Origin of the sequence: Thermococcus sp. JdF3 (assembly GCF_012027495.1) — an archaeon.
In the GTDB taxonomy this organism is placed as follows: Archaea; Methanobacteriota_B; Thermococci; order Thermococcales; family Thermococcaceae; genus Thermococcus.
The window spans coordinates 395,215-420,762 of the sequence record NZ_SNUK01000002.1; the positions used below are offsets into that span (position 1 = coordinate 395,215).

Sequence of the window (25,548 nt, forward strand, 5' to 3'; positions counted from 1 at the left end):
TAGAACGCTTACAGGAGGTCTGGAAGATGGGAGACAAGACCAAGGTTCAGGTTAGCAAGCTCAAGCCGGGAAGGTACATCCTCATCGACGGCGAGCCCTGCAGGATAGGCAACATAACCGTTTCTTCACCTGGCAAGCACGGTTCAGCCAAGGCTAGGATTGAGGCCGTTGGAATCTTCGACGGCAAGGTCAGGAGCATCGTCAAGCCCACCAGCGCCGAGGTTGACGTTCCGATCATCGACAAGAGAACCGCCCAGATCATCGCCATGACCCCTGACACCGTCCAGATCATGGACATGGAGACCTACGAGCTCTTCGACATCCCGATCGAGGGCGGCGTCGCCGACGACGTCAAGGATCAGCTCAAGGAGGGCATCAACGTCGAGTACTGGGAGACCCTCGGCAGGATTAAGATAATGAGGCTCAAGGGCGAGTGAGCCCTTCCGCTCTTCTATTTCCCGCAACCTTTTAAGGAAGCACTTCAACCAGTTCTCACCGGAGGTGCAACCATGGACTTCCTGTACACCTACGAGACGCTTAAGCTTGAGTTTCCACTCGTCGAGCCCGAAGAGGCAAAGTTTGTTATCCTCGGCGTTCCCTTTGACGGGACGACCAGCTTCAAGCCCGGCGCGAGGTTCGGGCCAACGCTCATCAGGCACGCGACGCTCAACCTCGAGAGCTACATCCTCGACTACGACGTTGACATAGCGGAACTTCCCATAGCGGACATTGGGGATGTGGCAGTTGTGGCAGGCGACCCCCGCAAGACCGCGGACAGGGTTAGGGAAACCGTCGAGGAGCTCAAACGTGTTAATCCCGGCGCTATCCCGATACTTCTGGGCGGCGAGCACTCCCAAACCCTCGGGGCTGTGGAAGCACTAAAACCTGCCAGCTACGTCGTCTTCGACGCCCATCTGGATCTCCGCGAGAGCTACGAGGACAACCCCTACAACCACGCCTGCGTGGCGAGGAGGATAGGCGAGCTGGGGGTCAGGGAGGCGATGTTCGGGATACGGAGCGGCACGAGGGAGGAGGTAGAGTACACCGAGCGGGAAGGGATAGCGTGGGTCCACGCGAGGGACTACGACTTCGACGCCTTCGTCGAGCTGGTCAAGCCGCTCCCGGAGCCGGTTTACCTCTCCGTGGACATAGACGCTTTCGACTTGTCACTGGTTCCATCAACAGGGACACCCGAGGCAGGGGGGTTAAGGTTCTGGGACGTCGTTGAAGCGATGGAATGGCTCGTGGAGAACAAGCGCGTGGCGGGCTTTGACATAATGGAGGTGGCCGGGAACGGGCTCGGTGACGTGACCGCGCTGACGGCGGCAAAGCTGCTGTTTTACTTCATAGGGGCAATGGGAAAGAAAAACGAGTGATTTTTCATTCTTTCATGTGGTCCGGCTGGGGGAGTACCTCAACCGAGGTGGTCCCAAAATGCACGGGGGCGTTTTCAAGGGGCTTCTTCATGGAGTACGGGTACTCCAGCTTGAACACCATAAGTATCCCCGTCCCAAAGCCAAGTATCTCCATAACCACGTCCTGGGTTTTGTTCTGCATGCTTTCGTAGAGCCAGGGCATGTTCGGCTGGAGGGCCACTTCAAAAAACTCCCAGGCAATCCCAACAAGGATCAGGGCAAAGAGGCTTATGGAGACTATCTTCAGCGGGCTCCAGTGGAGGTTGTAGGTTCTCGATGACTCCAGAACGACCTCGTTGAATATGACCCACGTAACCAGGCCGCCGAGGTAGTGGCTCGGTATGTCGGCACCCTTCCAGACCTGGTTGTACAGGTCGAGCTGGAGGAATGGAACGTTGAGAAACGTTATGTGGGCCGCCATGAATATCGCAAAGAGCGCGTAAATGCTGTCGTTGTAGAATGGGCTGACCCACGGCCAGATCCTTCTGCTGGGGCGGGGGTATATCCTCCGGACGATGCTGGGAACGAAGAGGGCGAATAGACCCGCGGCCGCACTGAGTATCTGGTCGAACTTTCCGTACATAAGGGTGCTGATAAGGCCGAAAAAAACGATGGCCCTTGCGGCCATAATTATTCCCTTTTCCCAAGTCCTCATTCAAATCACCTAAACCCCCACATAATTCCATAACCCGTCGAACTTTATATACTTGTCGGCCAAAAATGGACCGTATCCGAACCAAAATAAGCCAGAACAAAACCCAATCCCTTCGGGAAGCGTAAAAGGTAGCCTAGGAGTTGGGCCGGTAGCCGGCCTTCTCCATCTCCCTCTCGATGCTCCTCACTTCGAGCAGTTCTCTCCTGAGTACAGGAACCCAGAGGGTCTCAACGAGGACCGTGACTAAGACTGTGATTATGGTGACGCTGAGGATGGTTTCCCCCCACTGAATCAGGTCGGGGTTGTTGTACGTGATTCCGAGAGTCAGGGGGAGACTGGCCAGGGCGGCGGGAACGACGCCCCTCGGGCCCTCAAGCGATATGAACAGGTACTCCTTGAAGGAGCGCCACTTCAGGACTGGAAGGGAAGCAAGGGGTCTGGCGACCAGCATCAGAGAGAACGCTATGATAACGCCCTGCACGATGTGCCCCTTTATTATCTCAGGGTCCAGGCTCGCGCCCAGGAGGGTGAAGATGAAGATGGTGGATATGGTCGCGAGGCTCTCGTTGAAGTGAACCTCCCTCTCGACGGCCCGCATGACCTTCTTGACCACGGAGATATCGTCCCTGAAGAAGACCTTATGGTTGCCAAGAACGATGCCCGTAACGGTGGCCACAAGATAGCCCGAAGCCTGTGCCAGTTCACCGAGAAGGAAGCCCCCAAACGCCATCACAAGGGAGAATATGACGATCTCGGGAAAGTCCCTAACCTCCGTCCTCTTCAGGATGTTGTACCCGACAACACCGAGCAGCGCCCCCATGAGTATCGAGGCACCCATCTGGTACAGGAAGAAAACGACGGCCGCGGGGTAGAGACCGATGTAGCCCGCTATTGCCTCCAGGAACCTCGCGCTGGACGCCTCTGGAACCAGCATTGCAACGGCCACCGATGCGAGAACTATTCCCATCGGGTCGTTGAATATTGACTCGGTGACGATGACCGTCTCGATGTCCTCGCGGACGCGGTACTGTCTGAACAGTGGGATGAGGGTTGCAGGGTCTGTAGCACCTATGATCGCCCCGAAAAGGAACCCGACGATGAAGGGCACGTGAAAAAGCCACGAGAATATTCCGCCGATGATGAACGCGGTGAGGAGGAGTCCGATGGTGTCCAGGGCCAGTATGGTCTTGAGGTTCCTTTTGAGCATCTTCCAGCTGAGGGTGTGACCCTCCGTGAAGAGTATCATCACCAGGCCGAAGACGCGGACGTAGTTGAAGAGCTCGTTGGCAAGGTTCCGGTTCAGGAGCCCAAGAACGGGGCCGACCAGTATGCCGAGGAACATGAAGAGAGGAATGTATGACACATTGAACCGCCTGCTCACGAGGAGTGAAACCAGTCCCACCGCAAGGACGACGAAGAACACGTAGACCAGCAGGTCAACACTTGGAACCAGGACGTTCGATGCACCGGTCACAGACATCGCTATTCCTCCCGTAGATTTTGTCTTCAGAGTTAATAAGCATACCGGAGAACTTCTTTTGTTATCCTTTTGGTACAATGTTCTAAACGTTGCCTCGGTGTCGCGTTCGACCCACAAAGCCTTAAATAGAACTTTTTCCACCAGCTGAAAATGGTGGTGGTCATGGAAGTCGAGTCCGCCCTTGAGAGGTTCTACTCGCTCAAGCTGACCGACATAATGCCGGGATTCGAAACGATGCCCGTGGTAACGGCCGACTCCGACCTCCTCAGCATCCTTAAGATACTCAGAACCAGGCACCACGTGTGGGTTGTTGATAACAGGGAAAACATGAAGCTGGTGGGGGTCATCAGGTACAGGGACGTCATAGACGTTCTCCTGCCGCCGGAGGCCCACAAGTTCAAGCTGGGGATGACGAGCAAAACCATGCGCTCGATGCTCGGTGGCGCCACAAAGGCGGAGGACGTTGCCGAGAGACACGTGCTGACGGTGGAGGAAGACGCAACGGTTCTCGACGCACTGATGAAGATGCGCAAATACAGGATTCAGGTGCTGGCGGTCGTAAAGGACGGCAGGCTGGTGGGCGAGGTGAGCCTCCGCATCCTGATAGACGAGCTGCTGAGACTGCTGAGGGTGGGTGGTGCCCAATGGAGAGCGTGACGTGGCTGCTCTTCGCCCTTGGACTCTCGCTAATCCTCGCGAAGATAGGAGACAGTATCATCGAGCGCTACGAGCTCCCGGGAGTCCTCGGAGAGCTGCTGATGGGAATGATACTCGGGAACCTGGTGTACTTCGGGATAGTGGCTCCCCAGTACCTCCCGATAGTCAGCGGGGAGGCGTTTACCACCGATATGACGGTGGTGGCCAACTTCCTCGCCAAGCTGGGCATAATATTCCTCCTGTTCCTGGGAGCCCTCGATGCCGACCTTGAACAGCTCAAGAAGACGGGCCTCACGGCCACCGTCTCGACGGTTCTGGGTGTTTTCGTTCCCCTCGTGATCGGCTGGTTCGCCCTCATGGAGATGGGTTACCCGAGCAGGGAGGCCTTCGCCGGCGGTGTGCTTCTCACGGCAACAAGCATCGGCCTGACCGTCAGGGTGATGATGGACCTGGGGGTTCTAAAGAGCGAGGTTGGAGCGGCATCGCTCAGCGCGAGCGTTATGGACGACTTTCTGGGCATAGCCCTCGTCATCTTTGCCGTCGGAAGCGGCGGCCTTCTGGAGCTCTCGGTTAAAATCGTGGCGTTCTTCATTCTCACCGGTGTCATCTGGTGGTTCCTCGTCGATTATTACATAAAGTTCGCCGAGAGGCTTCACGTGGAGAAGGGAATCCTCGGAGTGGTTCTCGGAATGATGTTCCTCTTCGCGGCATTGGCTGAAGGCTGGTTCGCGGCGGCCATAGAGGGAGCCTTCATGATGGGCCTCGTCCTCTCAAAGCTCCCCGAAGGAAAGCGCCTCATGGAGGACGTGAAGGCCATCGGCTACGGCCTGCTGATACCCTTCTTCTTCGTCCACACGGGAGCGATGCTCAACCTCACCGTTTTCGAGAATGCCAACGCCCTGATCCTCGCCGCCGTCCTAACTGCCGTCGCAGTCTTTGGAAAGGTGGCAGGAAGGGGGCTGGGAGCATGGATAACCGCCTGGGGACGCGGAAGGGCCTTCCTCTTCACGAAGAAGAATTTCTGGATGTCGCTTCAGATGGGAATCGGTTCGGTTCCAAGGACGGAGGTTGCGCTCGTTGACCTGATGGTCGCGATACACGGCGGCGCGATAAGCCCGGAGCACGCCCCGGAGTTCATAGCGGCTACGCTGATATTCATAACGGTCTCGGTGCTGATAACCCCGCCGCTCCTCAAGTGGGCGTTCAGGGAGGAGATAGAAACCACACGGGCGCAGAAGGCCAGCGCAAAGGTCGAGAGAATAGAGAGCACGAAGAAGAGGATAAAAGAACTGAAGGGCTCTGGGTGAGCCCGTTTCCTTTTCCACATCAGCCGAAGAAGGCCCCCATCATGTCCATCTGCTCCTCGCTCATGGATTTTATCTTGAACTCCGGCATCTTCGGAATCAGACCCTCGTAATCCTCTTTCGTTATCTCCTCCGCCCCTCCGTTCCTGACGCGATAGAAGGTGCCGTATTCGGGGTCGCGGTACGCAACGAGGAACTCCTCAACCTCGATATCGCCGAAGTCCACGAATATCACGTTTCCGCCGGTGTAGGGGCGCCTGCACTTGAAGGGGAAGCTTGAGGAGTTGAGCATCGCATCGCCGAGGGCCTGGTTGGCCTTCTCCCCGTTTATCTCGGTCCAGAACCTTCTTCCCTCGAAGTCGCCCTCAACGACTATGAGAAACCTCTTCCCGTCGAGCTCGACGACAGGGGCCCCTTTCTCCGCAAGTATTTTGAACAGTTCGCCGATTGTCTCGGCGTTTCTAAGGGAAGCAACGAATCCTTCAACTTTCATAGTTTCCACCAAAGGCAGTTACCGCAAGGCACTATAAAAGATTAAGCTTTTTATTGGGGACACCAAATCACCCCCTGATGGCAGCGAAACGGCAGTACCTCAGAAAGTGGGGGGTTGTCATAGCCTTTTCAATCCTGGCCGGCATAGTCGGGGGAATCGGTGCGATAGTGTTCAGGCTGGCAATAGGCCTGGTTCACGGGTTCTTCTTCGGATGGCTTCTCCCAAACGTTTCCTACGTGGTTGGTGGCGTTAACCTCGGCTACGTACTCCTCCCCACGCTCGGCGCGTTCATCGTCGCGTTCTTCGTGATCACATGCCCCGAAATCAAGGGGAACGGCATCCCCGAGGTCATAGAGGCGGTCATATTCAAGGGGGGCAACATCCCCGGAAAGTTCGCGGTTCTGAAGACGATAGCCACAGCGATAACCATAGGCTCCGGGGGAAGCGTTGGGCGCGAAGGCCCCATAGGCTTCATCGGCGCGGCTTTAACCTCCATCCTCGCGCGCTGGTTCAGCCTCTCAAAGGAGATGAAAAAGCTCCTAGTCACCTGCGGTCTGGCGGCAGGTATAGCCGGCACCTTCAACACCCCGCTCGCGGGGGCGATGTTCGCCCTGGAAGTCGTCTACATGGGTGCCTTCTCGATAAACCTCGTGCCCATATTCATAGCCGCCGTCACCGGGAACGCAATTACCCTTGCCGTCCTCAACAGGGCGGTGGAGATAGACATTCCGGGAGGCATCGGTCACACACTTCCAGAGCTCCCCCTGTTCTTTCTCCTGGGCCTGAGCCTCGGCCTCCTGGCGGCGTTCTACGCGCGGTTCCTCTACCGCGTGGTTGACGGGTTCTCGAAGGCCAACGTGCCTGAAATCATAAAACCCGCGATGGGCGGCTTTGGAGTCGGCGTTCTCGGGATGCTGTTTCCAGCGTACGGCATATTTGGAACCGGCTACGAAGGAATGAGGATGGCCTTCTACGGCGAGCTGGCGATAGGTCTGCTCATAATCCTTGGACTCGTCAAGATGCTCGCCACGGCCCTAACCCTCGGCTCGGGCCAGAGCGGCGGCGTCTTCGCACCGAGCCTCTACATAGGAACGATGTTCGGAGCTGCCTTTGGGGAGGTCGTGAGACTTCTCCTCCCGGGTCTCGTCTCGAACCCTGCTGTTTACGCCCTGGCCGGAATGGCGGCCTTCTTCAGCGGCATGACGCAGGCCCCGCTCACCCAGATACTCATGGTGACCGAACTGACGAGGAGCTACGCCGTTCTGCCGGCGGTGATGACCTCCGCGACCATGGGATTCCTGACGGCCAGGTTCTTCCTCGGGGGAGAGTCCATCTACACCCTCAAGCTCATCAGAAAGGGCTACCACGTGAAGACCGGAAAGCCCGTCATCCTTGAAACCATATCTGTCGGCGAGATAATGACGCGGGAGCCGGTTTACATCACGGAGGAGCAGACCCTCTTTGACGTGGAGCACCTGATAGGCGAAACCGGCCACGACTGCTTCCCTGTGGTCAACGAAAACATGGAGGTAGTGGGCATAATCGGCATAAAGGACATCCTGAAAAAACCCTCGGGCATCAAGAGAATGCCGGTGAAGCGGTTCATCCGCCGGCCCTACGGGGTAACTTACCCGACGGAGACGGCCGAGGATGCCTTTGAGAAGCTCATGGCCTACGACCAGAACCTTCTGCCCGTCCTGGAAAGCCCGGAGAACAGGAGGCTCATCGGGGTCGTGACCAAAAGGGACATATACCGCGCCTACTACCGCGGTCTGGAAGGAATGTACATAGACTGAGGTGGTCCCATGCAGGTTGATGCCGACCTTCACATTCACTCGCGCTACTCCAAAGCGGTCTCAAAAGCCATGACTATTCCCAATCTCGCCGAGAACGCCCGCTTTAAGGGCCTCGGCCTGGTTGGAACGGGGGACATACTCAATCCCATGTGGGAGGCCGAGCTCCTGAGGTACGCGGAAAAAGTGGAGGAAGGAACCTACGAGAGGAAAGGGGTCAGGTTCCTCCTGACGGCTGAGGTCGAGGACGACAGAAGGGTTCATCACGTGCTAATCTTCCCGAGCATAGAGACCGTGAGGGAAATGCGCGAGAGGCTAAGGCCGTACTCCCAGGACATAGACAGGGAGGGCAGGCCGCACCTGAGCCTTTCAGCTTCGGAAATAGCCGACCTGGCGAACGAGCTGGACGTTCTCATCGGGCCCGCCCACGCCTTCACCCCCTGGACGAGCCTCTACAAGGAGTACGACAGCCTCAGGGAAGCCTACCAGGGGGCAAAGGTCCAGTTCCTTGAGCTCGGCCTTTCGGCGGATTCGGAGATGGCCGACAGGATAAAGGCCCACCACCCCCTGACCTACCTCAGCAACAGCGACGCCCATTCCCCGATGCCCCACCGCCTCGGAAGGGAGTTCAACCGCTTCGAAGTGGAGGACGCGACCTTCGAGGAGATACGTAAGGCCATTCTGAAGCGTGGAGGGAGAAAAACCGTCCTCAACGCCGGCCTCGACCCGAGGCTGGGCAAGTACCACCTTACGGCATGCTCCCGCTGTTATGCAAAGTATTCGCCGGAGGAGGCACGGGCGTTCAAGTGGAAGTGCCCGAAGTGCGGCGGCAGGATAAAGAAGGGCGTTCACGACAGAATCCTCGAGCTGGCCGACACGGAGGAGAGACCGAAGGACAGGCCGCCCTACCTCCGCCTAGCTCCCCTCGCTGAGATAATCGCGATGGTTATAGGCAAGGGGGTGGAGACGAAAGCAGTGCGCGTAATCTGGGAGCGCTTTTTGAAGGAGTTCGGGAGCGAGATAAGGGTCCTCGTGGATGTCCCGCTGGAGGGTCTGGCGGAGGTCCACGAGGAGGTTGCAAAAGCCGTCTGGGTCTACAGGGAGGGCAAGCTCATAGTGATCCCCGGCGGCGGAGGAAAATACGGCGAGATAAGATTGCCAGAGGAGATAAGGACGGCGAGCATAGCGGAGCTGGAGAGCCTTGAGGTCGAAGTTCCAAAGGAGGAATACAGGCCGAAACAGACGAGCCTCATGAAGTTCCTCCGGGGAGCCCCTAAGTGAAGCACCTGCCCCTCGCGCCTGTTCTTTTTGTCGCCTTTCTGCAGGCTTCTTTCAGCTTTTCTGCATTCTCCTCGGGGACGCCGTCGTATGTGAAGTCCAACGTCCCCATCCCTATCCCGGCGGCGTACTTGATTTTGCCGTTCTCCCGCAGGATTGGTAGAACCCGACGTGGAGGTGTAGAAGCCGTGGGTTCCTTTGAACGGCGCCAGATAGAGCATCATCGTGTGGGGCATTTCCCTCCCCAGACAGGAAGATGGCGAAGGCTTTAAATCCCGTGACTCAACTGGGGGTGGGGATGGAGGTGGAGAGGGAGATAATCGAGCTCTTCAGAAGGCACCTCAAGCTCCAGGGAGACCTGCCACTGGGGGACGACGCGGGAGCGATCATGCTCGGTGACGAATGGTTGGTCGCCACCAACGACATGCTCGTGAGAAAAACGGACGTTCCGGATATAATGACACCCGAACAGGTGGGCTTCAAGGTCGTCACCATGAACGTGAGCGACGTCGCGGCTATGGGAGCGAGACCGGCGGGGTTTCTCTTCTCACTGGGCGTTCCGCGGGATATCGAGATGGATTACCTCGAAGGCGTTGCGGAAGGGATAGGAAAGGCCCTCGAGTTCTACGGGGTTCCCGTTCTCAGCGCCGATACGAACGAGGCGGACGATTTGATAATAGACGGAATCGCCCTTGGGAGAACGAAGAGACTTCTAACCCGGAGCGGGGCGAGGCCGGGTGACCTGGTTTGCATTACCGGCGACATCGGCAGGGCCCTGGCGGGGCTCCTCGCCTGGAAGCATGAACCTGACGTCCCAGCGGGCACAAGGCGGGCTCTTTATGAGAAGCTCCTCGAACCGAGGGCCAGGGTCCCCGAGGGAATTGAACTGAGCGAGCTTGCGAATGCGGCCATCGACGTAAGCGACGGCCCGAGCAAGGAGCTACACCTCCTGGCCCAGATGAGCGGGGTGAGGATAGAGGTCGAGGCCCAAAAACTGCCGATCAAGGATGAGGTTAGGGCAGTAGCCGAGGCCCTGGGGCTGGACCCGATTGAGATGGCCCTCGCGAGCGGGGAGGAGTTCGAGCTGATCTTCACCATCCCGGAAAACCTACTGGACGAATGTCCCGTGCGATGCACCGTCATCGGAAGGGTTCTCAAAGGAGCCGGGGTTTACATTACCATCGACGGAAAAAGACAGGAGATGCCCGTTCTCGGCTGGGAACACCTTAACCGGGAAGTAAAAGGGACGTATAGATAGATGTTCCGATAACGTTTTAAAATCCTGGGCCCACTTAAGGTAGGTCATGACTATGCTGGGGAGCCTTACCACGTCGGCACAGCAGTATTTTTCAGTGGTCGTTAGCGCGTCCCTCAAGTACCTAACCCTGGCCTTTCTCACGTACTACGTGAGCGTCGTTCTCTACGGCATCCGCTGGAAGCTCGTTCTGAGGGGCGTCGGCAGGGACGCTCCCCTGCATGAACTCGTCAAGGCAATACTCGCCTCGATTTTCATGAACAACGTTACCCCAATGAGCAGGAGCGGGGGAGAACTGCTCAGAATGGCGTGGGTTTCCAAAAAGGCCAACATCCCCACGGGAGTTTCCGCGGTTAGCATAGTCTACGAGCGCATACTGGAGACCATCCCCATATTCGCCCTGTTCCTCGTGGGCATGATGTACTTCTCATCAGGGGAACCCCTCCCCTTTGTGATCCTCGGCATAGCCGGTGTTGTGCTTGTGTGGGCCAAGTGGGACGCCTTCGTGAGGCTCTCGCTCCGCGTCTTCCGAACCCCCGTGACGGATGAGGAGATGCGAAAGATAACGGCACTCCGGAGCATGCACAGCCTCAACATGGCCGCAATCCTGCTCAGCTCCGTCGTCTGGCTCCTCGACGTCGTCAGGCTGAAGCTCATAGCCCTTGCATTCGGCCTCAACCTGGCGTGGAGCTTCATAGCGGTGATTTCAATCGCGAACCTCCTCTTCGGCCTCGTCGCCTTCACCCCGGGAGGTGTGGGCATAATCGAGGGCGGTCTGGTGGGGACACTCACCTACTTCGGAATCCCCATGGCGCTCGCGGTTTCGATAACCCTCCTGGAGCGCTTTGTCTCTTACATCGCCAGCAGTATAGTGGGACTAGCGGTTCTCCTGACGTCCGGAGGGGTTGAAATATGGAAAGCCTTAAAATCGCAATAGCAAGCGACTGGTTCTACCCGAAGATAGGGGGAATAGAATCACACATCGACGAACTCGCCCGCAACCTCGTTCTCATGGGGCACGAACCCTACGTCCTGACCCACGACTACAGGTACATGAAGCCGTACATTGACAGCTTTCCCTACCACGTAGTCAGGTTTCCCGCAACGCTCTACTTCCGCAAATACCACTCCAGCGTTGGATTTTCGCAGCTCTGGAGGATAAACGAGTTCTACAAGGAGGTCGGGTTTGACATAACCCACGTTCACAGCATATACTCCCCCCTGGCGGTCGCCGTGTCAAAGATATCGAGGGGAATCAGGAACGTCCCGGTGGTCGCAACCAACCACTCGTTCTACGGCAGACCTCCGCTGGACTTCCTAATCGGGCCATTCCTCAGACACCACCTCAAGAGGATAGACACCTTCGTGGCCGTCAGCACCCCCGTCGCCGAAGACACCAGAAACCTGCTGGGGAGCAGGCTCAACGGCCGTCCGGTCTTCGTGGTCCCCAATGGGATAGACGTGAAGAAATGGCGTCCGCCGGAGCCGGAGGAAAGGGAGAAAGCCAGAAGGGACATCGGGGTGAGGGATGAGATAGTCGTGCTTTACCTCGGGAGGATGACCGAGCGCAAGCAGGCCCACAGGATACCCGTGATGATGAGGGAGGCGCTAAAACGGAGCGGAATTCCGAAAAGCAAGGTGAAGCTCATAATGGTAGGAAACGGCCCTATGCGCCCCGTGCTGGAGAGAAACCTCCGGGAAACCGGCATCGGGGAGATAACCGAACTGTACGACTTCATGGAAAGGGGAAGGCTTCTCCCTCTGTACTGGGCGGCAGACCTGGTTCTCATGCCCGGCATCCTCGAGGCATTTCCCGTCGTGGGACTTGAGGCGATGGCCACGGGAAATCCCGTCATCGGCCGGAACGAGAGCGGGCTGGCGGACATGGTAGTTCAGGGCATCACGGGCCTGCTGGCCGTGAGTGAGGAGGGAATGGCGGACAACCTCGCCAGGGTTTTCGAGGAACCTGAACTACTTGTGGAGATGGGGGTGGCCGCCAGAGAGCGGGCAGGGAAGGAGTTCTCATGGGAGATCGTGCTCAAGAGACTCCTTCGGGTTTACAGGACGACGATTGAAATTGGCTCAGGGGTGGACAGGCTGTACCTTACCTACAAGCTGATGAGGAGGCTGGGATGATGTACGTTTCAATAACGTTTGACGTCGAACACGACTGTCCGCCGTACCTCACGACGACGAGGGGCATGGAGGACGGGCTTCCGAAGCTGCTGGATTTGATGGCCGAAAAAAAGGTGAGGGCAACGTTCTTCTTCACGGCGGAGATGGCCAGGCGCTTCCCTGAGCTTGTTAAACGGGTCATCGATGAAGGACACGAGCTGGGGAGCCACAACTACAACCACGAGCGGCTGGACAGACTCACCAGGGCCGAGGGTGAAAGGGCCATCGTGAAGTCCCTGAAGGTGCTGAGGGAGTTCGGGGAGGTCCTCTCGTTCCGCGCGCCCAATCTGCAGTTTCCGGATTATTATTACCGCGTACTGGAAAGGAACGGCATCCTGGTGGATTCGTCGAAGGCGACCTACAAGGGCTACCGCGAGGGGGTCAGGTTTTTCGGTGATGTTCTTGAAGTCCCGGCATCTACCACGAGCTCGGTCATAAGACTGCCCTGGAGGGCGCAGAAGCTCATCCATGCCCGCCTGAAGGAGCCCCGCGTTTACTTCGCCCACCCCTGGGAGTTCGTTCCCATGCAGAGGGAAAAAATCCGGTGGGACTGCAAGTTCAACACTGGAGACAAGGCCGTTGAACTGCTCGGAAGGTTAATCGACCACTACCGGGGCCAGGGTGCAAAGTTCCTCACGATGGGGGAGTACTACGAACTGTACCAAAAACTTAAACGGTAGTGAGCCAACTAGAATCCGGTGAGAGGTATGCGCGAGGCCACCTACTGGGAGCCGCTCGATGGCGGAAAGGTGAGGTGCAGGCTGTGCCCCCTCAACTGCATAATAAACGAGGGCCAGCGCGGCTCCTGCAGGATAAGGAAGAACATCGGGGGTAAGCTCTACACCCTCAACTACGGGAAGGTTTCCTCCATAGCGGCCGACCCGGTTGAGAAGAAGCCCCTCTTCCACTTCTGGCCCGGTTCGTGCGCCCTCTCGATAAGCACAGTCGGCTGCAACATGCACTGCAAGCACTGCCAGAACTGGGAGATAAGCCAGGCCGACGAGAACTTTCCGTACCTTCATGACGCGACCCCCGAGGGAATAGTGGCCCTGGCGAGAAAGTACGACTGTGAGAGCATAGCCTACACGTACAACGAGCCCGTGATATGGTATGAGTTCGTTCTCGATACGGCAAAGCTCGCTAAAAGGGAGGGAATTTACAACCTCCTCATAACCAACGGCTACATAAACGAGGAGCCCTTCAGGGAGCTGGCACCGCACATAGACGCCATGAACATCGACATCAAGGCCTTCAGCGACGAGTTCTACATGAAGATAGCCGGCGTTCCGGGCGGCGGGCCGAGCAGGAGAACCGCGGAGATAGCCAAAAAGGAGTTCGGAATCCACGTCGAGCTGACATATCTCATAATACCAACGCTCAACGACAAAGAGGAGGAGATCAGAACCTTCGCCAGATGGGTGGTCGAGAACCTCGGGGACGACACGCCGGTTCATTTCTCCCGCTTCTTCCCGCACTACAGGATGACCCACCTCCCTCCAACGCCGGTCGAAACGGTTGAAATGGCCCACCGCGTTGCCCGGGAGGAGGGGTTGAAATTCGTCTACATCGGTAACGTACCCGGGCACGATGGAGAGAACACCTACTGCCCCAAGTGCGGCAAACCTTTAATAGTCCGCTGGGGATTCGAAATCACCGGGTACAACCTGACCGACGATGGGAAGTGTAAGTACTGCGGCGAACCGATTCCCGTGGTGGGGGCATACCAAAAAAAGCGATATGACAGGACGTGGTGGTGAAATTGGAGACGATTGAGGTTATTTTCTACATCGAAGGCCTGGGAAGCGATAAGAAAGTTTTAGAAAGGGCTATGGAGGAAACCGCGGAACGGCTGAAGGCTGAAAAATCCATCAGGGTTCATGACGTGAGGGTGGAAGAGATAATCGAAGACCCCGACAACGACACGCTGCCGTACTCCGGAATGATAGAGGCAAGGATCTCAGGACCCCTCAATGCGGTGTTCAATACCGCGGTGCGCTACGCACCGGCCGCCGTGGAGGTTGTATCCCCTCCAAAGATTGAGGTGGACGCAAAGGGACTCATGGAACTACTCGGAGGGATTTCCTACGCCATGGGGCAGCTCATAGACAAATTTGGCCCACTGGCGGCCTATCCTTCCCTGGAAGAGTTTCCCGAGCCCCGGATAGGGTACAGCAGGGAGGAGATTGAAGAGTTCATTGTGGAGGACAGAAAAATCCTCTACCGCTTTGTCGTGGAGGTCTTTGGGGACGACGAGGAAACCGTCACCAGGAATTTTGCAAAGGCCCTCGCGTATGAGGGATGCACCATAAACAAACTCGTTCCTAAAGTCCAGAGCGAAGACGAGAACGGAAGGAAGTACATACTAATCGCGGCGGAGCTTCTGTCCACGTTTGAGAATCTGATCCAGCTGACCGCCAAATATTCCCCCGTGGCGATAGCGATACTGGAACCCGAGGTGGTGGACATAACCGCTCCGGAACTCCAGGGTGCACTGGCGGATGTGGCGGGTTTTGTCTACGAGCTCACGATGCGCCCCCTGAAAAAGCGCATCCTCGAAAAAAAGAACACCGAGTTCAAGCTAAACCCGTAAGGTATTATCGTCAAAAGGCGAAAGGCCTATAGTCATTTAATTAAGCTCCCTTTCATTTTTACGGCAATGAGCGAGCTTTTTTTAAGCATAGAAAGGGTCTGAAAGCGAAAAGTATATATACCCCTTAAGGGCAGAAAATCAGTGACAACACATGTTAGACCATTCCAGGGCGTAAGCCCAAAGTTAGGGAGGTGTTGTGAAATGAAAGTGAAGAAGATCGCGGCCCTTGCTGTTGGTGCCGCCATGGTTGGAGCAACTATCGGCCTCGCCAGCGCTCAGCCGACCGTCCCGGAAATACCGAAGGACTTCTTCGTTAAGGACGGACAGCCCAACGTTAAAATCGTCGTTGGAAGCCAGGGTGCTGCTCTTGACGTTTCAAGCGCCGCTGACATAGCTGTCGCTCTCGGTACCATGCTTTACACCACTGAGGACGTTAAGGTTAAGGACGCCAGCGTCGTCGTCAAGAAGGACACCGCCTACGATCCGGACGACATCCCGGTGTTCGACAACACTTACACCGGCGAGTACAGGGACGGCGACAACCTCCAGGACCAGGCCTACTGGTGGAACGGCAGCTTTGACGCCGACGGCAACCCGATATTCAGCGAGACCCTCGACAACTCCGCCTGGGCGAATGGAATATTTGACCAGGGATGGGACGTCCTCGTCCCGAGCGCCATCGAGTGGAAGGATGGCAACAACAACAACTACTGGCAGGACCCGAACGGAGAGTGGCACAGCGCCACTGACGTGATGCTCCACTACAACGTCCACATCGGCAAGGTTACCCTCAAGCAGCTCAACGACGACCCGACCGAGTACACCGACATCGACGACTTCAGCGACTTCACCCTCATAGTGGACAACGTCGTCGCCAACGTGACCTTCTCAATCAACGCATACGAGAAGACCCTCTGGGACCCGGTCCTTGGAGCCACCGGCACCACCTACACCGTCAGCGACCTCACGCCGAGCTACTACAGCCTCTACGAGAGCAACGTTATCTCCGGCGTTGAGGAAGGGGACACCATCGACCTCTTCGGCAAGACCGTCAAGGTCCTCGACATCGGAAGCGACTACATCGAGTACGGTAACGACTGGGGTGAGACCTACATCGACGCCGGCACCACCAAGACCTTCGGCGACTACAGCATCAAGGTTCTCGATATAGACGTTAACCAGGAGAAGGCCCTCCTCGAGGTCTCCGGCCCGGCCGGAAGCGAGAAGATTACCCTCAACACCGACGACAACCCCACCGAGACCCTCTTCAACGGAGGCATAAGGGTCACCCTCAAGGACACCTTCATCGGTATCGGCGGAACCACCAGCGTCAAGGTCGAGGTCCAGACGGACATCAGCTACATCGAGGACGGCGACGAGTTCATACCGGGATGGATCGCCCACCTCGGCATCAGCGGAGGCAAGCTCAACTGGTTCGCCCTTGAGAACAAGGAGGAGCTCGAGGGCAAGGAGGTCAAGCTCTTCGACACCTACGTCATGGACTACCAGGCCGACATCATGAAGAAGAAGAACCCCTCCGATGACAAGACCTACGCCGCCATGGAAGCCTGGGTTGTCATCGACCCGCTCAAGCCGAAGTACACCACCGAGACCCTCAGCGCCGGTGACACGCTCGAGGGATGGACCATCGACGAGATAACCGCCACCGCTGACCCGGCCCAGGCCGCCGTCGTCAGCAAGATAACCACCCCGATAACCGTCCTCGACACCGAGGTCATGGAGCAGGGCCTTGACAAGGTCGACAGCAACCTCATCCTCATCGGCGGTCCGGTCGTCAACAGCGTCACCGCTGCTCTCGCCGAGAAGCTCGAGGTCCCGAGCGACTACGACGGCTGGAAGGAGGAGTACGGCACCGGTGCCGACAGCGGCGTTGTCAAGTACATCGCCGAGTGCGGCGACATCAACGGCTACGGCGTCGTCCTTGTCGCTGGTACCGACAGGGAGGGCACCGCTGCCGCCGCCAAGGCCCTTATGGAGTACCTCGCTGGCCTCAGCTGAAGGCCTTTTCTTCTTCCTTTACTTCCCAACACTTCTAGGAGGTTTCCAGGGTGTCAAGGAAGTTCTTGGTCGCGCTTGTTCTGGCAGTCCTGATTCTCTCGCCCATCGGCTACCTGCTGTACGGATACTCCAAATATGATGTCTCAGTAAACCCTGACAAACCCGCTCCGGAGCACACATACATAGTACTCAGGTTCCCGAGCGGCCAGTACGCTGTTTTCACGCTTCCCCAGTACGTCAATCTAACAATGCGCGGATTCAGAATACCCGAGGGAACAAAGGGCTACGCCATCAACGTTACGGGGTATATAACGGGCATACCCGAAGTCGATGTAAACATGACGATGAACGCGCCCTACCAGCGCTTCACAATCGTGCTTGGAGACCCCAGCGTCAAGGTCTGTTCCTCCAATCCTGAGGAGTTTACGGGAAGCTGCTCGGACCGCACCGCGGCAGTGGCTGAGATGAGTGCCTTCACTGCCACACTGTTTAAACGGTACTACTACGTTGAGGCCCTGAAGAACGGGATGGACGAGGCCAGCGCGAGACAGTACGCATACGAAGAGACCATGAAGCGCCACGACACCAGGTACCTCTCCTTCATGACAAAGACCTCCCTCGGGCTGGGGAGGATAGGCAACAAAGACCACCTGGCAGTTGTGCTGCTGGGTCCGGCGGAAGGGGCCGAGGTGAACAGGGTCATCGTTCCCAGACCCGGGCTGATAGTCCTCGAGGGCAAATCCGACGGCGCACTCCGTGCGGAAGTGGTGTTAATCGAAAAAATCATGCAGTTTAAGTGGCCCACCGAGAACCAGACCACTACTTCAGGGTGATTACATCCCCAAGGGTTTTCCTTTTCTCTTCCCCCACCACCCGGAAGAATTCATCCCTGCTCCCGAAAGGCCTCTCCGCCAGTACTCTCACCACGGTTTTCTTCCCAATCCCCGGCAGGTACTGAAGAACCCTGGGGCTCTCACGGTTGACGTTTATCGGGACGGGAACTCCTGTGATGCTCCGGTACCCATGTCCAACTATCAGGACGTCGTAGAACCTGTTCAGGGGCACCTCCTTGGGCATGCCCACGATCAGGGGATAACTTCCTATCTGCCTGCCGTAGGTCAGGCCGTTCTCAAGGACCTCCGCGCGGACATCGCGGAGGATGGTTCCCACGGGAACAACGCGCCTGAGCATCGGGAGGTCTATCTCGTGCCTTATCTTGTATTTGTAGTGCTGGATGAGCTTCTTGTGCTTTTCGGTCTTGACCCTATCCCTCATGTGCCACAGGGGAGTTCCCGGAAAGACAACCACCTGTCTGATGTTTATCCTGCGGACCATCAGCCCATCGTCCAGGAGTCTCCTGAAAAACTGGAAAGTCAGCTCATAGCTCTTCTTTGTCTCCCCTGGAAGACCAAAAATCACGTTTATCCCGGGCAGGAGCCACGGCATGCCGTTGGGGCCCCGCTTTGCCCCCACTTCGTTGAGTATCCTCACCGCCTCGTAGGTCTCCTCGGCGGTGGCGTTCAGGTTGTTGAGCTTCGCCACCTTCGGGTCGGCACTCTCGAGGCCGAAGGCAACGACGTTTCCGGGGGTTCCGTACTCTATTAAGATCCTGGCTATTCTGACGCTCTCCTCGGGGTAGTTGGCTATGACCGCAGGGTTGGCGTTGTCCACGTGGAGGGTCTTAAGCTCAGGTGCAACAGAGCGAATACCCCGGAAAAGCTTCTCCAGAGCCTCGGGATTGGGTACCGGGACTCTTCCGTCAGGTCTGGCCATGTACGAGAAGATGCAGCTCTGTCTGCCGACCCGGAAGTGCCTCACCCCCAGGGTGTAAAGGACCTCGACCTCCGCAACGACGTCTTCAATGGGCCTGTCCTCAACGTTCCTGTAGCGCACGGGCTCGGTGCAGAAGGAGCAGCCGCCTATGCCCATCGCCTTGGGGCAGCCACGCTGGGTTTCTATCTCAGCTATCACGAAGTCGGGATAGTCTGGAAACTGCCGAACCACCTCCGCTCCGAGCAGTGCGTAGTCCCTCAGCTCCCCGTAGGTCCTGAAGCGGAGGGGGTCGGCATCGGACGGATTAACGAGGTAGTCGTGCAGAAACGCCTCGAGGTCGCCGTAGACGATGTGGTCGAAGACAGACCGGGCAAGGAGAAGCTCGCGGGAGGTTATCCTCGTCCCGCCCGCGTGGGCGGAGCCCATGAACGCCGGGCCGCCGAGGATTTTAACTCCCCGAAACGGCCGGAGGAACCTCGCCACCTCCTCAACCTGGGACGGGACTGCTGAGAGGTACTTGCCGGGGGTGTGCAGGCCACCTATGTACACGAGAACGTCCGCCCTCTCGAGTATCTCACGGGTTCGGGGGAAGTTCGGAGTCTTGTTCTTAGTGGCCACCCCCCTCTCACCCTCAAGGGCGGCCCTCAGGTCATCTATAGTTAGATAGAAAATTCTCGCGTCTCTTCGGGCCTTTTTTACGGCGCCATACGCATAGCGCGGGTATATCCCCAGATACGGGGGGACACCAAGTCCCGCGGGCTCGTCGGTGTAGCCGTCGATGATGGCAACTATCATGGTCTGGAGTTCGCGGGCCCTTTTAAAAATCAATCGCCGGCGAAAAGTATAAACACTCAAAACTCGTAACGTACCGGGGAGGGATATGGCAAAGCTTTCCCGCAGGACGGAAGAGGAGAAGGCCAGGTTTAGGGAGATACTAACGGCAATCTCAAACCTGAACCACAGGGAACTGCTGGCGTACTGGATGAACCAGGAAGCGAAGAAAGCAGAAATGTACCACAAGCTTTACCAGCTCAGCCGCGACGTAAACTGGGATGAGCGGGTCTCCAAGCTGTTTTTCCAGCTTTATAAGGAGAGTCTCGGGCACGCAGAAGCACTTCTTAAGATGTTCCACGAAATGTTTCCCGGGGAGAAGCCCCCAGAGGTCAACGTTGCCCCTCTGGAAGTAGAGCTGTCGGAGGAGCGCCTGAAGGATCTGGTCTACCACGGTAACCTCCGGGAGATCCTTGAATACCTGATGGGAACGGAGAAGCTGGCCCACGACGTGTACCGGCACCTGGCGGAGAGAACGGAGGATGAAAACTCAAAAGCAACCCTCATGTGGCTCGCGAACATAGAGAACGGTCACTACCAGAAACTCAGAAACCTGCACATAACACTGTTCGGAACCGAACCGGGGGAGTAATCAGCCCAGGACGCCCTCCGCAGAGAGAAACTCCTCTATATCCCTGACCTCCAAGGGAGTCAGCTGAAAGACCCTCTTCCCGGCGTGGGGCACTGCCTCAAGGAGGCCGCGAACCCGTTTGAACTCTTCCTTGCTCAGCCCCAGCATGTGGTGCGACTTTTTGAGGGCCGCCAGGACGGTGCTTCTCCTGTGCTGAAAGAGGGCCCTAACCAGATCCTCGTTCAGTTCAATGCGCTCGTCCCTTGGTCTGGGCTCAAGAACGATGACCGCGGAGTCAACCTTGGGTCTCGGCCAGAAGGCCCCCCTGCCGATGCGCTCCACCAGCTCGGCGTAGGCCTTCGCCCGAACCATCAGTGACAGGCGGGAGTAGTTTTTATCCCCTGGCTCCGCCACCATCCTCCGGGCAAACTCCAGCTGGTATATTAAAACGGCACGATCAAACTCATGCCTCAAAAAGCGGAAGGTTATGGGGGACGAAATTTGATACGGGAGATTGGAGACTATCTTATTGAACCTCGGGAAATCAACCTTCAGGGCGTCGCCCTCGATTATTTCAACGTTGGGCCAGTCGTATTCGGCCCTCAAAATCTCCACAAGGCGACGGTCTTTTTCAATGGCGTACACCTTCCCGGCGCGTCTGCTCAACGCATCCGTCAGAACCCCGAGGCCGGGCCCGACTTCGAGAACGGAGTCTTTCTCACCCAGCTCTGCCCGCTCAACGTTGCGCTCGATTATATCCGGCACTACCAGAAAGTTCTGTCCCAGGTCAGAATTTGCCTTAAGGTGGTATTTTGAAATTAGAGAAAAGAGGCGCTCCCTCATACCCTGAATATCCTCCTTGAGCCAACGAAAAGGCGGTAGCGGTCCTTGCCCTCAATCTCGTCAACGACACGCTTCGCCAGCATCTTTGCCGGCTCTGGAAGCCCCTTAACGCGGTGGCGCAGATCCTCAAAGTCCTTGAACGGCTCCTTCTTGCGCTCGTCGAGTATTTCCCACATGTGCTTCTTGCCGATGCCGGGCAGGAGTTCCAGGCTGTGGAGCCTGTTGGTTATAGGGGGAGCCATGTTAAAGAACTTCACGAAGTGCTCCTCGTTGTTTTTGATTATCTCCTCAACCACGTACGGAAGCTCGGCCTTGGCAGTGGCGGTGAGGTCATCGAAGTGAATCTTCTTGTTGATCATGAGTATCTTGTCCCTCTGCCCCTTGCCTATGAAGACCCTCTCGTAGAGCATGAGGTCCTCCTTTGGGGCAACCTCGAGCAGTGTGAAAGCCTTTTCACCTATAACCTGAGCAACGGGCTTGCCGGTTCTTCTTCCAGTCTTTAAATCGGTGTAGCCCTCGGGCAGATAGTCCAGCACGTAGGCGTACTCCTCATACTCAACATTCCGCCTCTTCTTGTCGAGGCTTTCCCTGTAAGAATGTCTCCGGTACCTATCCATTGTCTCTCCCCCAGAAATTATACCCGTCCGGAGTTTTTATACTTTGTCTAAGAGAAAAGGAAAGGAGGGTCACTCCTCGGGACGGTAGTCGTCAAGGAGCCTTATTATTTCCTCGGCCTCCTCCCTGGTGGGCATGTAGTCCTCCTTGGCAAAGAGAACGCGGATGTCGAAGTAGTCCTCGGGCATGAAGTCCACGAGCTTCACGGCTATCCTCTCGTCTATCCACTCAAAGAGGCCGAGGAGCTTCTCCTTCAGCTCGGCGACCTGCTCGGGCTTGAGCTTGGCAAAGCGCTCGGCGTGCTCGAGGCTAACCCTGGCCTCGTAAAACATGGGCTCCTCCGGGTTCTCCACCATGCCCTCAGCCTTGCGCCTCTCGAGGAGCTCCCTGGTCTCGGATATCGTGAGGTAGCGCTCCTCGAGCTTCTTCCTCCCGATCATGCTCATCCCTTCTGAGCCCTGAGGTGAACCGGGTGGATGAAGAAGGTCTTGACCTTGCCACCATCCCTGACCTGGACGACGTAGGCATCGCCGCGTTTACCGACGACGGTTCCCGTCCTTCCGTGGAACCTCGGGTCCGGCATGCCCCTGTGGTAGCTCGGCTCTATGACGATGTGAACCCTCTGTCCAGCCTCAAACTCCTGGAGGAACCTGGTGAGGGGCGGGAGACCTCTCCTCCTCGGCTTCTTGCTGAGCTTGCCGCGGGTCTTCCTTCTGAAGCTGTGTGCTTTCTTAACCATTCCAATCACCTCGCAGGGTTTTACTCATCGCGCAACAGACGCAAAGGCATTTTTCAGAGTTTCACGCCTCTTCGGCGTATGGACTAAGCCGGTTATGGCTCCGCTATCCAATCGGCGGGAACCGTTTATAAAGTTTTCAGTCATCGAGAATGTTTATGACGTCAAGCCTCTCGCACCAGGCAGGTTTTCCGAGCAGGTCGCTCACCGAGGGCTTCGTGCGCCCTTTATCGCCGGATATGAGCTCCTTAATGTACAGACCTCCGTCAGTGACGAGACGGAGCTCGAAGTGCTTCCCATCGAGCCACCTTGCTTCCGCCTCGTGAACCCTCCGGACGCGAACTTTATCGGCCCTCGCCTTCCTCACGCGCCAGGGGGTTCTCTGGTGAATTTCAAGTCCTTTGAGTTTTCCGGCAACATCCTCGGCCTCCTCGGGGGTTACCCCCTCCTCAACCAGAACCAGCGCGAGGTATTCTTTGCGGTGATTCCGTGTGAGGACCTCTTCGGCCTCTTTCGGTGAAACGAAGCGCAGGTTCAGAACCTCGACCTTTCCGCTTGCGTTTATCTCCCCCTTTACTGCATCGAGGTCGAGCTTCCGTTTTTTCGGCCGCTTTACCTCAACGATAAATGGCCTGCCGTTTCCAAGCATGCGGACGTCAACGTCCTCCCTTCCTGCCCCCTTGAAGACGCACTTCCCCCCGCTCGCCCTGGAGACCGCCCTGCAGATGATCGAGGCAACGCTCTCATCAAAGTCCTGGAGCGGTGTCTGAGGAATGCCCCGCACGAGCTTTCTGTAGCGGCCGTAGACGTAAATTGGGTTTATCTGGAGCTCGATTCTACCGGAATACGGCTCGACGATGAAAACCACGTCGGGGTTCTTGGCGGTGTCCTTTCCCGTCGCCCTCCCAAAGGCCTTACCGAGCTCACGGTTGAACTCCCTGTTGATAGGCTCAGCAGTCTCGATTCCAAATTCCTCCCAGAGGGCCTTCTCGTTCTCCCGAACCTCCCCGGGGAAGCGGGAGCCGACGAGGAAAGTCTCAAACTCGACGCCAGCCGCGGCCTCCTCCATCCTTCCTGCGAGTTCGGGAATCCTTTCGAAAACGTTACCGCACAGCTCACACGTTTCGGGTGCTTCAACCGGGGGCAGGCCCTCGATGGAGCGTTCCATGTTGAGGACGAACCTTACCGCCTTCCCGCGCTCCTCGTTGGTGCCCTTCCCAAGCCCCGCGAACAGTCTGCCCAGACAGTGGTCGCAGAGTTTGTGAGATTCAAGAACCTTCGCAGCCTTTTCGGTTATCATGCTCTCACCCTAAGATTTATATCCCACGGCTCAAAGCTTCTCGCGATGATGACTCGCAGGCAGAGAATAATAAAGCTTTTGGAGGAGAGGGACTACTCACCGAGCGAGCTGGCACTGGCCCTTGAGCTCCGCGGCAGGGGTGCAAAGAAAACCGTGCTGGAGGACCTGAAGGCCATCCAGAAGACCCTCAAGCGCGAGGGGAAGGTGCTCCTCATAAAGCCCGCGGAGTGCAGGAAGTGCGGCTTCGTCTTCCGGCCGGAGATAAACGTCCCCTCCCGCTGCCCGAAGTGCCGGTCGGAGTGGATAGAGGAACCCCGGTTTAAGATTGAGGCCAGATAGTTGTCATTTCGACGAAGCTTGCCGATAATTGTGGCTGGTTTTTGTCACTTGTCCAGCCCGAAGGTTTATATTGGGTTTGTATCAGCTTAGGGCGGAGGGAGAGTTATGCGGAAAGTTGAGAGGTTTATGAAGGAGAAAGGCCTCGAAGTCGGAGATCACGTCCGGATAATCGAAAAGGAGAATGGAAACACGAGCGTCTATGAGGGCGTTGTCATGAACCCCTACGAGCTGTCCAGCGGCGAAACCCTCACGCTGAAGCTCGACAACGGGTACAACGTCGGAATTCTAGTGGATCAAATCCTGGAGGTCGAGGTGATCGAGAAGGCCGCCCCCGGGGAGGAGCTGAAGTTCGAGGAGGTCTTCCCCAAGAAGCCGGGCCTTCCAAGCGTCGCGATAATCGGAACCGGCGGAACCATAGCGAGCAGGATTGACTACAAGACGGGCGCTGTTCACGCGGCCTTCACCGCAGAGGAGCTCGCCAAAGCCGTCCCCGAGATATTCGACATAGCGAACATAACGCCGAAGCTGCTCTTCAACATAATGAGTGAGGACATGCGCCCGGAGTACTGGGTTAAGATAGCCCACGAGGTAGCCGGAATGCTGAACAACGGCGAGGATGGAGTTGTCATCGCCCACGGAACGGACACGATGGCCTACACCGCCTCGGCGCTCAGCTTCATGCTCCGCGATCTCGGAAAGCCGGTCATCCTCGTAGGTTCCCAGAGGAGCTCCGACAGGCCGAGCAGCGACGCGGCGATGAACCTCATCTGCTCCGTCCGGATGGCGACTGCCGACTTCGGTGAGGTCGCCATCGTCATGCACGGCGAGACGGGCGACACCTACTGCCTCGCCCACCGAGGAACCAAGGCCAGGAAGATGCACACGAGCAGGAGGGACGCCTTCAGGAGCATAAACGACGTCCCAATCGCCAGGATATGGGGCGACGGAAAGGTCGAATTCATGAGGAACGACTACCGCAGGAGAACCGAGAGCGAGGTATGGGTGGACGACGAGATGGAGGAGAAGGTGGCCATCCTCAAGGCCTTCCCGGGAATCCAGCCGGAGATAATAGATTTCTTCGTCGACAGGGGATACAGGGGGCTGGTCATCGAAGGAACGGGTCTCGGCCACGTGCCCACCTACGTCATCGATTCGATAAAGCGCGCTACAGAGGAAGGCGTCGCCGTCTGCATGACGAGCCAGTGCCTCTACGGCAGGGTGAACCTCAACGTGTACTCCACCGGAAGGAGGCTCCTGAAGGCCGGCGTGATTCCGTGCGAGGACATGCTCCCAGAGACGGCCTACGTCAAGCTCATGTGGGTTCTCGGCCACACCGATGACCCGAAGGAAGTGCGCGAGATGATGCTCACGAACTACGCCGGAGAGATAACGCCGTACACGAGGTTTGACACGTTCCTGAGGTGAT

Annotated in this window: 26 protein-coding genes; 17 read left to right on the plus strand and 9 right to left on the minus strand. The window is 57.2% G+C overall.

The window, feature by feature from the left end; all coding sequences use genetic code 11:
- The first annotated feature begins 26 nt into the window (after positions 1–26).
- Positions 27–437, plus strand: coding sequence for a translation initiation factor IF-5A (locus E3E42_RS04780; protein WP_167903006.1), 411 nt, complete (start codon positions 27–29; stop codon positions 435–437).
- A gap of 72 nt (positions 438–509) precedes the next feature.
- Positions 510–1,376, plus strand: coding sequence for an agmatinase (speB, locus tag E3E42_RS04785; protein ID WP_167903008.1), 867 nt, complete (start codon positions 510–512; stop codon positions 1,374–1,376).
- Positions 1,377–1,380: 4 nt separating this feature from the next.
- Here speB and E3E42_RS04790 read toward each other — a convergent pair whose 3' ends face one another.
- The gene (locus E3E42_RS04790; RefSeq protein WP_167903010.1) at positions 1,381–2,070 is read right to left on the minus strand and encodes a hypothetical protein; all 690 of its coding nucleotides are present in this window, start codon (positions 2,068–2,070) and stop codon (positions 1,381–1,383) included.
- 133 nt (positions 2,071–2,203) lie between these two features.
- A complete protein-coding gene (locus E3E42_RS04795) occupies positions 2,204–3,550 on the minus strand; it encodes a sodium:proton antiporter (RefSeq protein ID WP_167903011.1) in 1,347 nt (448 codons plus the stop codon).
- A 162-nt stretch (positions 3,551–3,712) separates the two neighbouring features.
- On the opposite strand from E3E42_RS04795, the gene E3E42_RS04800 reads away from it, so the two are divergent.
- A complete protein-coding gene (locus E3E42_RS04800; RefSeq protein ID WP_167903191.1) occupies positions 3,713–4,207 on the plus strand; it encodes an HPP family protein in 495 nt (164 codons plus the stop codon).
- A complete protein-coding gene (locus tag E3E42_RS04805) occupies positions 4,195–5,514 on the plus strand; it encodes a cation:proton antiporter (protein WP_167903013.1) in 1,320 nt (439 codons plus the stop codon). Before E3E42_RS04800 ends, E3E42_RS04805 begins: the two co-directional genes overlap by 13 nt.
- A 19-nt stretch (positions 5,515–5,533) precedes the next feature.
- Here the strand turns inward: E3E42_RS04805 and E3E42_RS04810 are convergent, their stop codons facing one another.
- Positions 5,534–6,004: a hypothetical protein gene (locus E3E42_RS04810; RefSeq protein ID WP_167903192.1), complete on the minus strand. Its 471-nt coding sequence runs from the start codon at positions 6,002–6,004 to the stop codon at positions 5,534–5,536.
- Positions 6,005–6,081: 77 nt separating this feature from the next.
- On the opposite strand from E3E42_RS04810, the gene E3E42_RS04815 reads away from it, so the two are divergent.
- The 10 genes from E3E42_RS04815 (at position 6,082) to E3E42_RS04860 (ending at position 17,947) form a co-directional block, all read left to right on the plus strand.
- On the plus strand, positions 6,082–7,800 hold the full coding sequence (locus tag E3E42_RS04815) for a chloride channel protein (protein ID WP_167903016.1): 1,719 nt from the start codon (positions 6,082–6,084) through the stop codon (positions 7,798–7,800).
- A 9-nt stretch (positions 7,801–7,809) separates the two neighbouring features.
- The gene (locus tag E3E42_RS04820) at positions 7,810–9,078 is read left to right on the plus strand and encodes a TIGR00375 family protein (RefSeq protein WP_167903017.1); all 1,269 of its coding nucleotides are present in this window, start codon (positions 7,810–7,812) and stop codon (positions 9,076–9,078) included.
- Positions 9,079–9,379: 301 nt separating this feature from the next.
- Positions 9,380–10,333, plus strand: coding sequence for a thiamine-phosphate kinase (locus E3E42_RS04825; protein WP_167903193.1), 954 nt, complete (start codon positions 9,380–9,382; stop codon positions 10,331–10,333).
- Positions 10,334–10,385: 52 nt separating this feature from the next.
- Positions 10,386–11,267: a flippase-like domain-containing protein gene (locus tag E3E42_RS04830; protein WP_167903194.1), complete on the plus strand. Its 882-nt coding sequence runs from the start codon at positions 10,386–10,388 to the stop codon at positions 11,265–11,267.
- On the plus strand, positions 11,243–12,466 hold the full coding sequence (locus E3E42_RS04835) for a glycosyltransferase family 4 protein (RefSeq protein ID WP_167903018.1): 1,224 nt from the start codon (positions 11,243–11,245) through the stop codon (positions 12,464–12,466). The genes E3E42_RS04830 and E3E42_RS04835 overlap by 25 nt, the downstream gene beginning before the upstream one ends.
- Positions 12,466–13,185 (plus strand): polysaccharide deacetylase family protein, encoded by a 720-nt coding sequence (locus E3E42_RS04840; RefSeq protein WP_167903195.1) that lies wholly within the window; start codon positions 12,466–12,468, stop codon positions 13,183–13,185. The genes E3E42_RS04835 and E3E42_RS04840 overlap by 1 nt, the downstream gene beginning before the upstream one ends.
- A gap of 27 nt (positions 13,186–13,212) precedes the next feature.
- Positions 13,213–14,262 (plus strand): AmmeMemoRadiSam system radical SAM enzyme, encoded by a 1,050-nt coding sequence (amrS, locus tag E3E42_RS04845; protein WP_167903196.1) that lies wholly within the window; start codon positions 13,213–13,215, stop codon positions 14,260–14,262.
- Positions 14,259–15,095 (plus strand): hypothetical protein, encoded by an 837-nt coding sequence (locus tag E3E42_RS04850; protein ID WP_370519599.1) that lies wholly within the window; start codon positions 14,259–14,261, stop codon positions 15,093–15,095. Before amrS ends, E3E42_RS04850 begins: the two co-directional genes overlap by 4 nt.
- A 201-nt stretch (positions 15,096–15,296) precedes the next feature.
- Positions 15,297–17,114 (plus strand): S-layer protein, encoded by a 1,818-nt coding sequence (locus E3E42_RS04855; protein WP_167903020.1) that lies wholly within the window; start codon positions 15,297–15,299, stop codon positions 17,112–17,114.
- A gap of 50 nt (positions 17,115–17,164) precedes the next feature.
- Complete coding sequence (locus E3E42_RS04860) at positions 17,165–17,947, plus strand: hypothetical protein (RefSeq protein ID WP_167903021.1); 783 nt, start codon at positions 17,165–17,167, stop codon at positions 17,945–17,947.
- Here E3E42_RS04860 and E3E42_RS04865 read toward each other — a convergent pair.
- Positions 17,934–19,682 carry a radical SAM protein gene (locus tag E3E42_RS04865; protein ID WP_167903022.1) on the minus strand — a complete coding sequence of 583 codons (1,749 nt, stop codon included), beginning with the start codon at positions 19,680–19,682 and terminating at the stop codon, positions 17,934–17,936. The two genes, E3E42_RS04860 and E3E42_RS04865, sit on opposite strands and share 14 nt — an antisense overlap.
- Before the next feature lie 85 nt (positions 19,683–19,767).
- On the opposite strand from E3E42_RS04865, the gene E3E42_RS04870 reads away from it, so the two are divergent.
- Entirely contained in the window at positions 19,768–20,310 is a 543-nt protein-coding gene (locus E3E42_RS04870; protein WP_167903023.1) for a ferritin family protein, read from the plus strand.
- On the opposite strand, the gene rsmA is transcribed toward E3E42_RS04870, so the two are convergent.
- From rsmA to E3E42_RS04895, 5 genes are all read right to left on the minus strand, one after another.
- A complete protein-coding gene (gene rsmA / locus E3E42_RS04875; RefSeq protein ID WP_167903024.1) occupies positions 20,311–21,132 on the minus strand; it encodes a 16S rRNA (adenine(1518)-N(6)/adenine(1519)-N(6))-dimethyltransferase RsmA in 822 nt (273 codons plus the stop codon).
- Entirely contained in the window at positions 21,129–21,749 is a 621-nt protein-coding gene (locus E3E42_RS04880) for a DUF655 domain-containing protein (RefSeq protein WP_058939164.1), read from the minus strand. Before E3E42_RS04880 ends, rsmA begins: the two co-directional genes overlap by 4 nt.
- Before the next feature lie 69 nt (positions 21,750–21,818).
- Positions 21,819–22,187: an RNA polymerase Rpb4 family protein gene (locus E3E42_RS04885; protein WP_167903197.1), complete on the minus strand. Its 369-nt coding sequence runs from the start codon at positions 22,185–22,187 to the stop codon at positions 21,819–21,821.
- A gap of 2 nt (positions 22,188–22,189) precedes the next feature.
- Positions 22,190–22,486, minus strand: coding sequence for a 50S ribosomal protein L21e (locus E3E42_RS04890; RefSeq protein ID WP_058939166.1), 297 nt, complete (start codon positions 22,484–22,486; stop codon positions 22,190–22,192).
- A 136-nt stretch (positions 22,487–22,622) separates the two neighbouring features.
- A complete protein-coding gene (locus E3E42_RS04895; RefSeq protein ID WP_167903025.1) occupies positions 22,623–23,783 on the minus strand; it encodes a tRNA pseudouridine(54/55) synthase Pus10 in 1,161 nt (386 codons plus the stop codon).
- Positions 23,784–23,828: 45 nt separating this feature from the next.
- Between E3E42_RS04895 and E3E42_RS04900 the strand changes: the two genes are divergently transcribed.
- Positions 23,829–24,122, plus strand: coding sequence for a transcriptional regulator (locus tag E3E42_RS04900; protein ID WP_148882479.1), 294 nt, complete (start codon positions 23,829–23,831; stop codon positions 24,120–24,122).
- Positions 24,123–24,227: 105 nt separating this feature from the next.
- The gene (gene gatD / locus E3E42_RS04905; protein ID WP_167903026.1) at positions 24,228–25,547 is read left to right on the plus strand and encodes a Glu-tRNA(Gln) amidotransferase subunit GatD; all 1,320 of its coding nucleotides are present in this window, start codon (positions 24,228–24,230) and stop codon (positions 25,545–25,547) included.
- Position 25,548 lies beyond the last annotated feature (1 nt).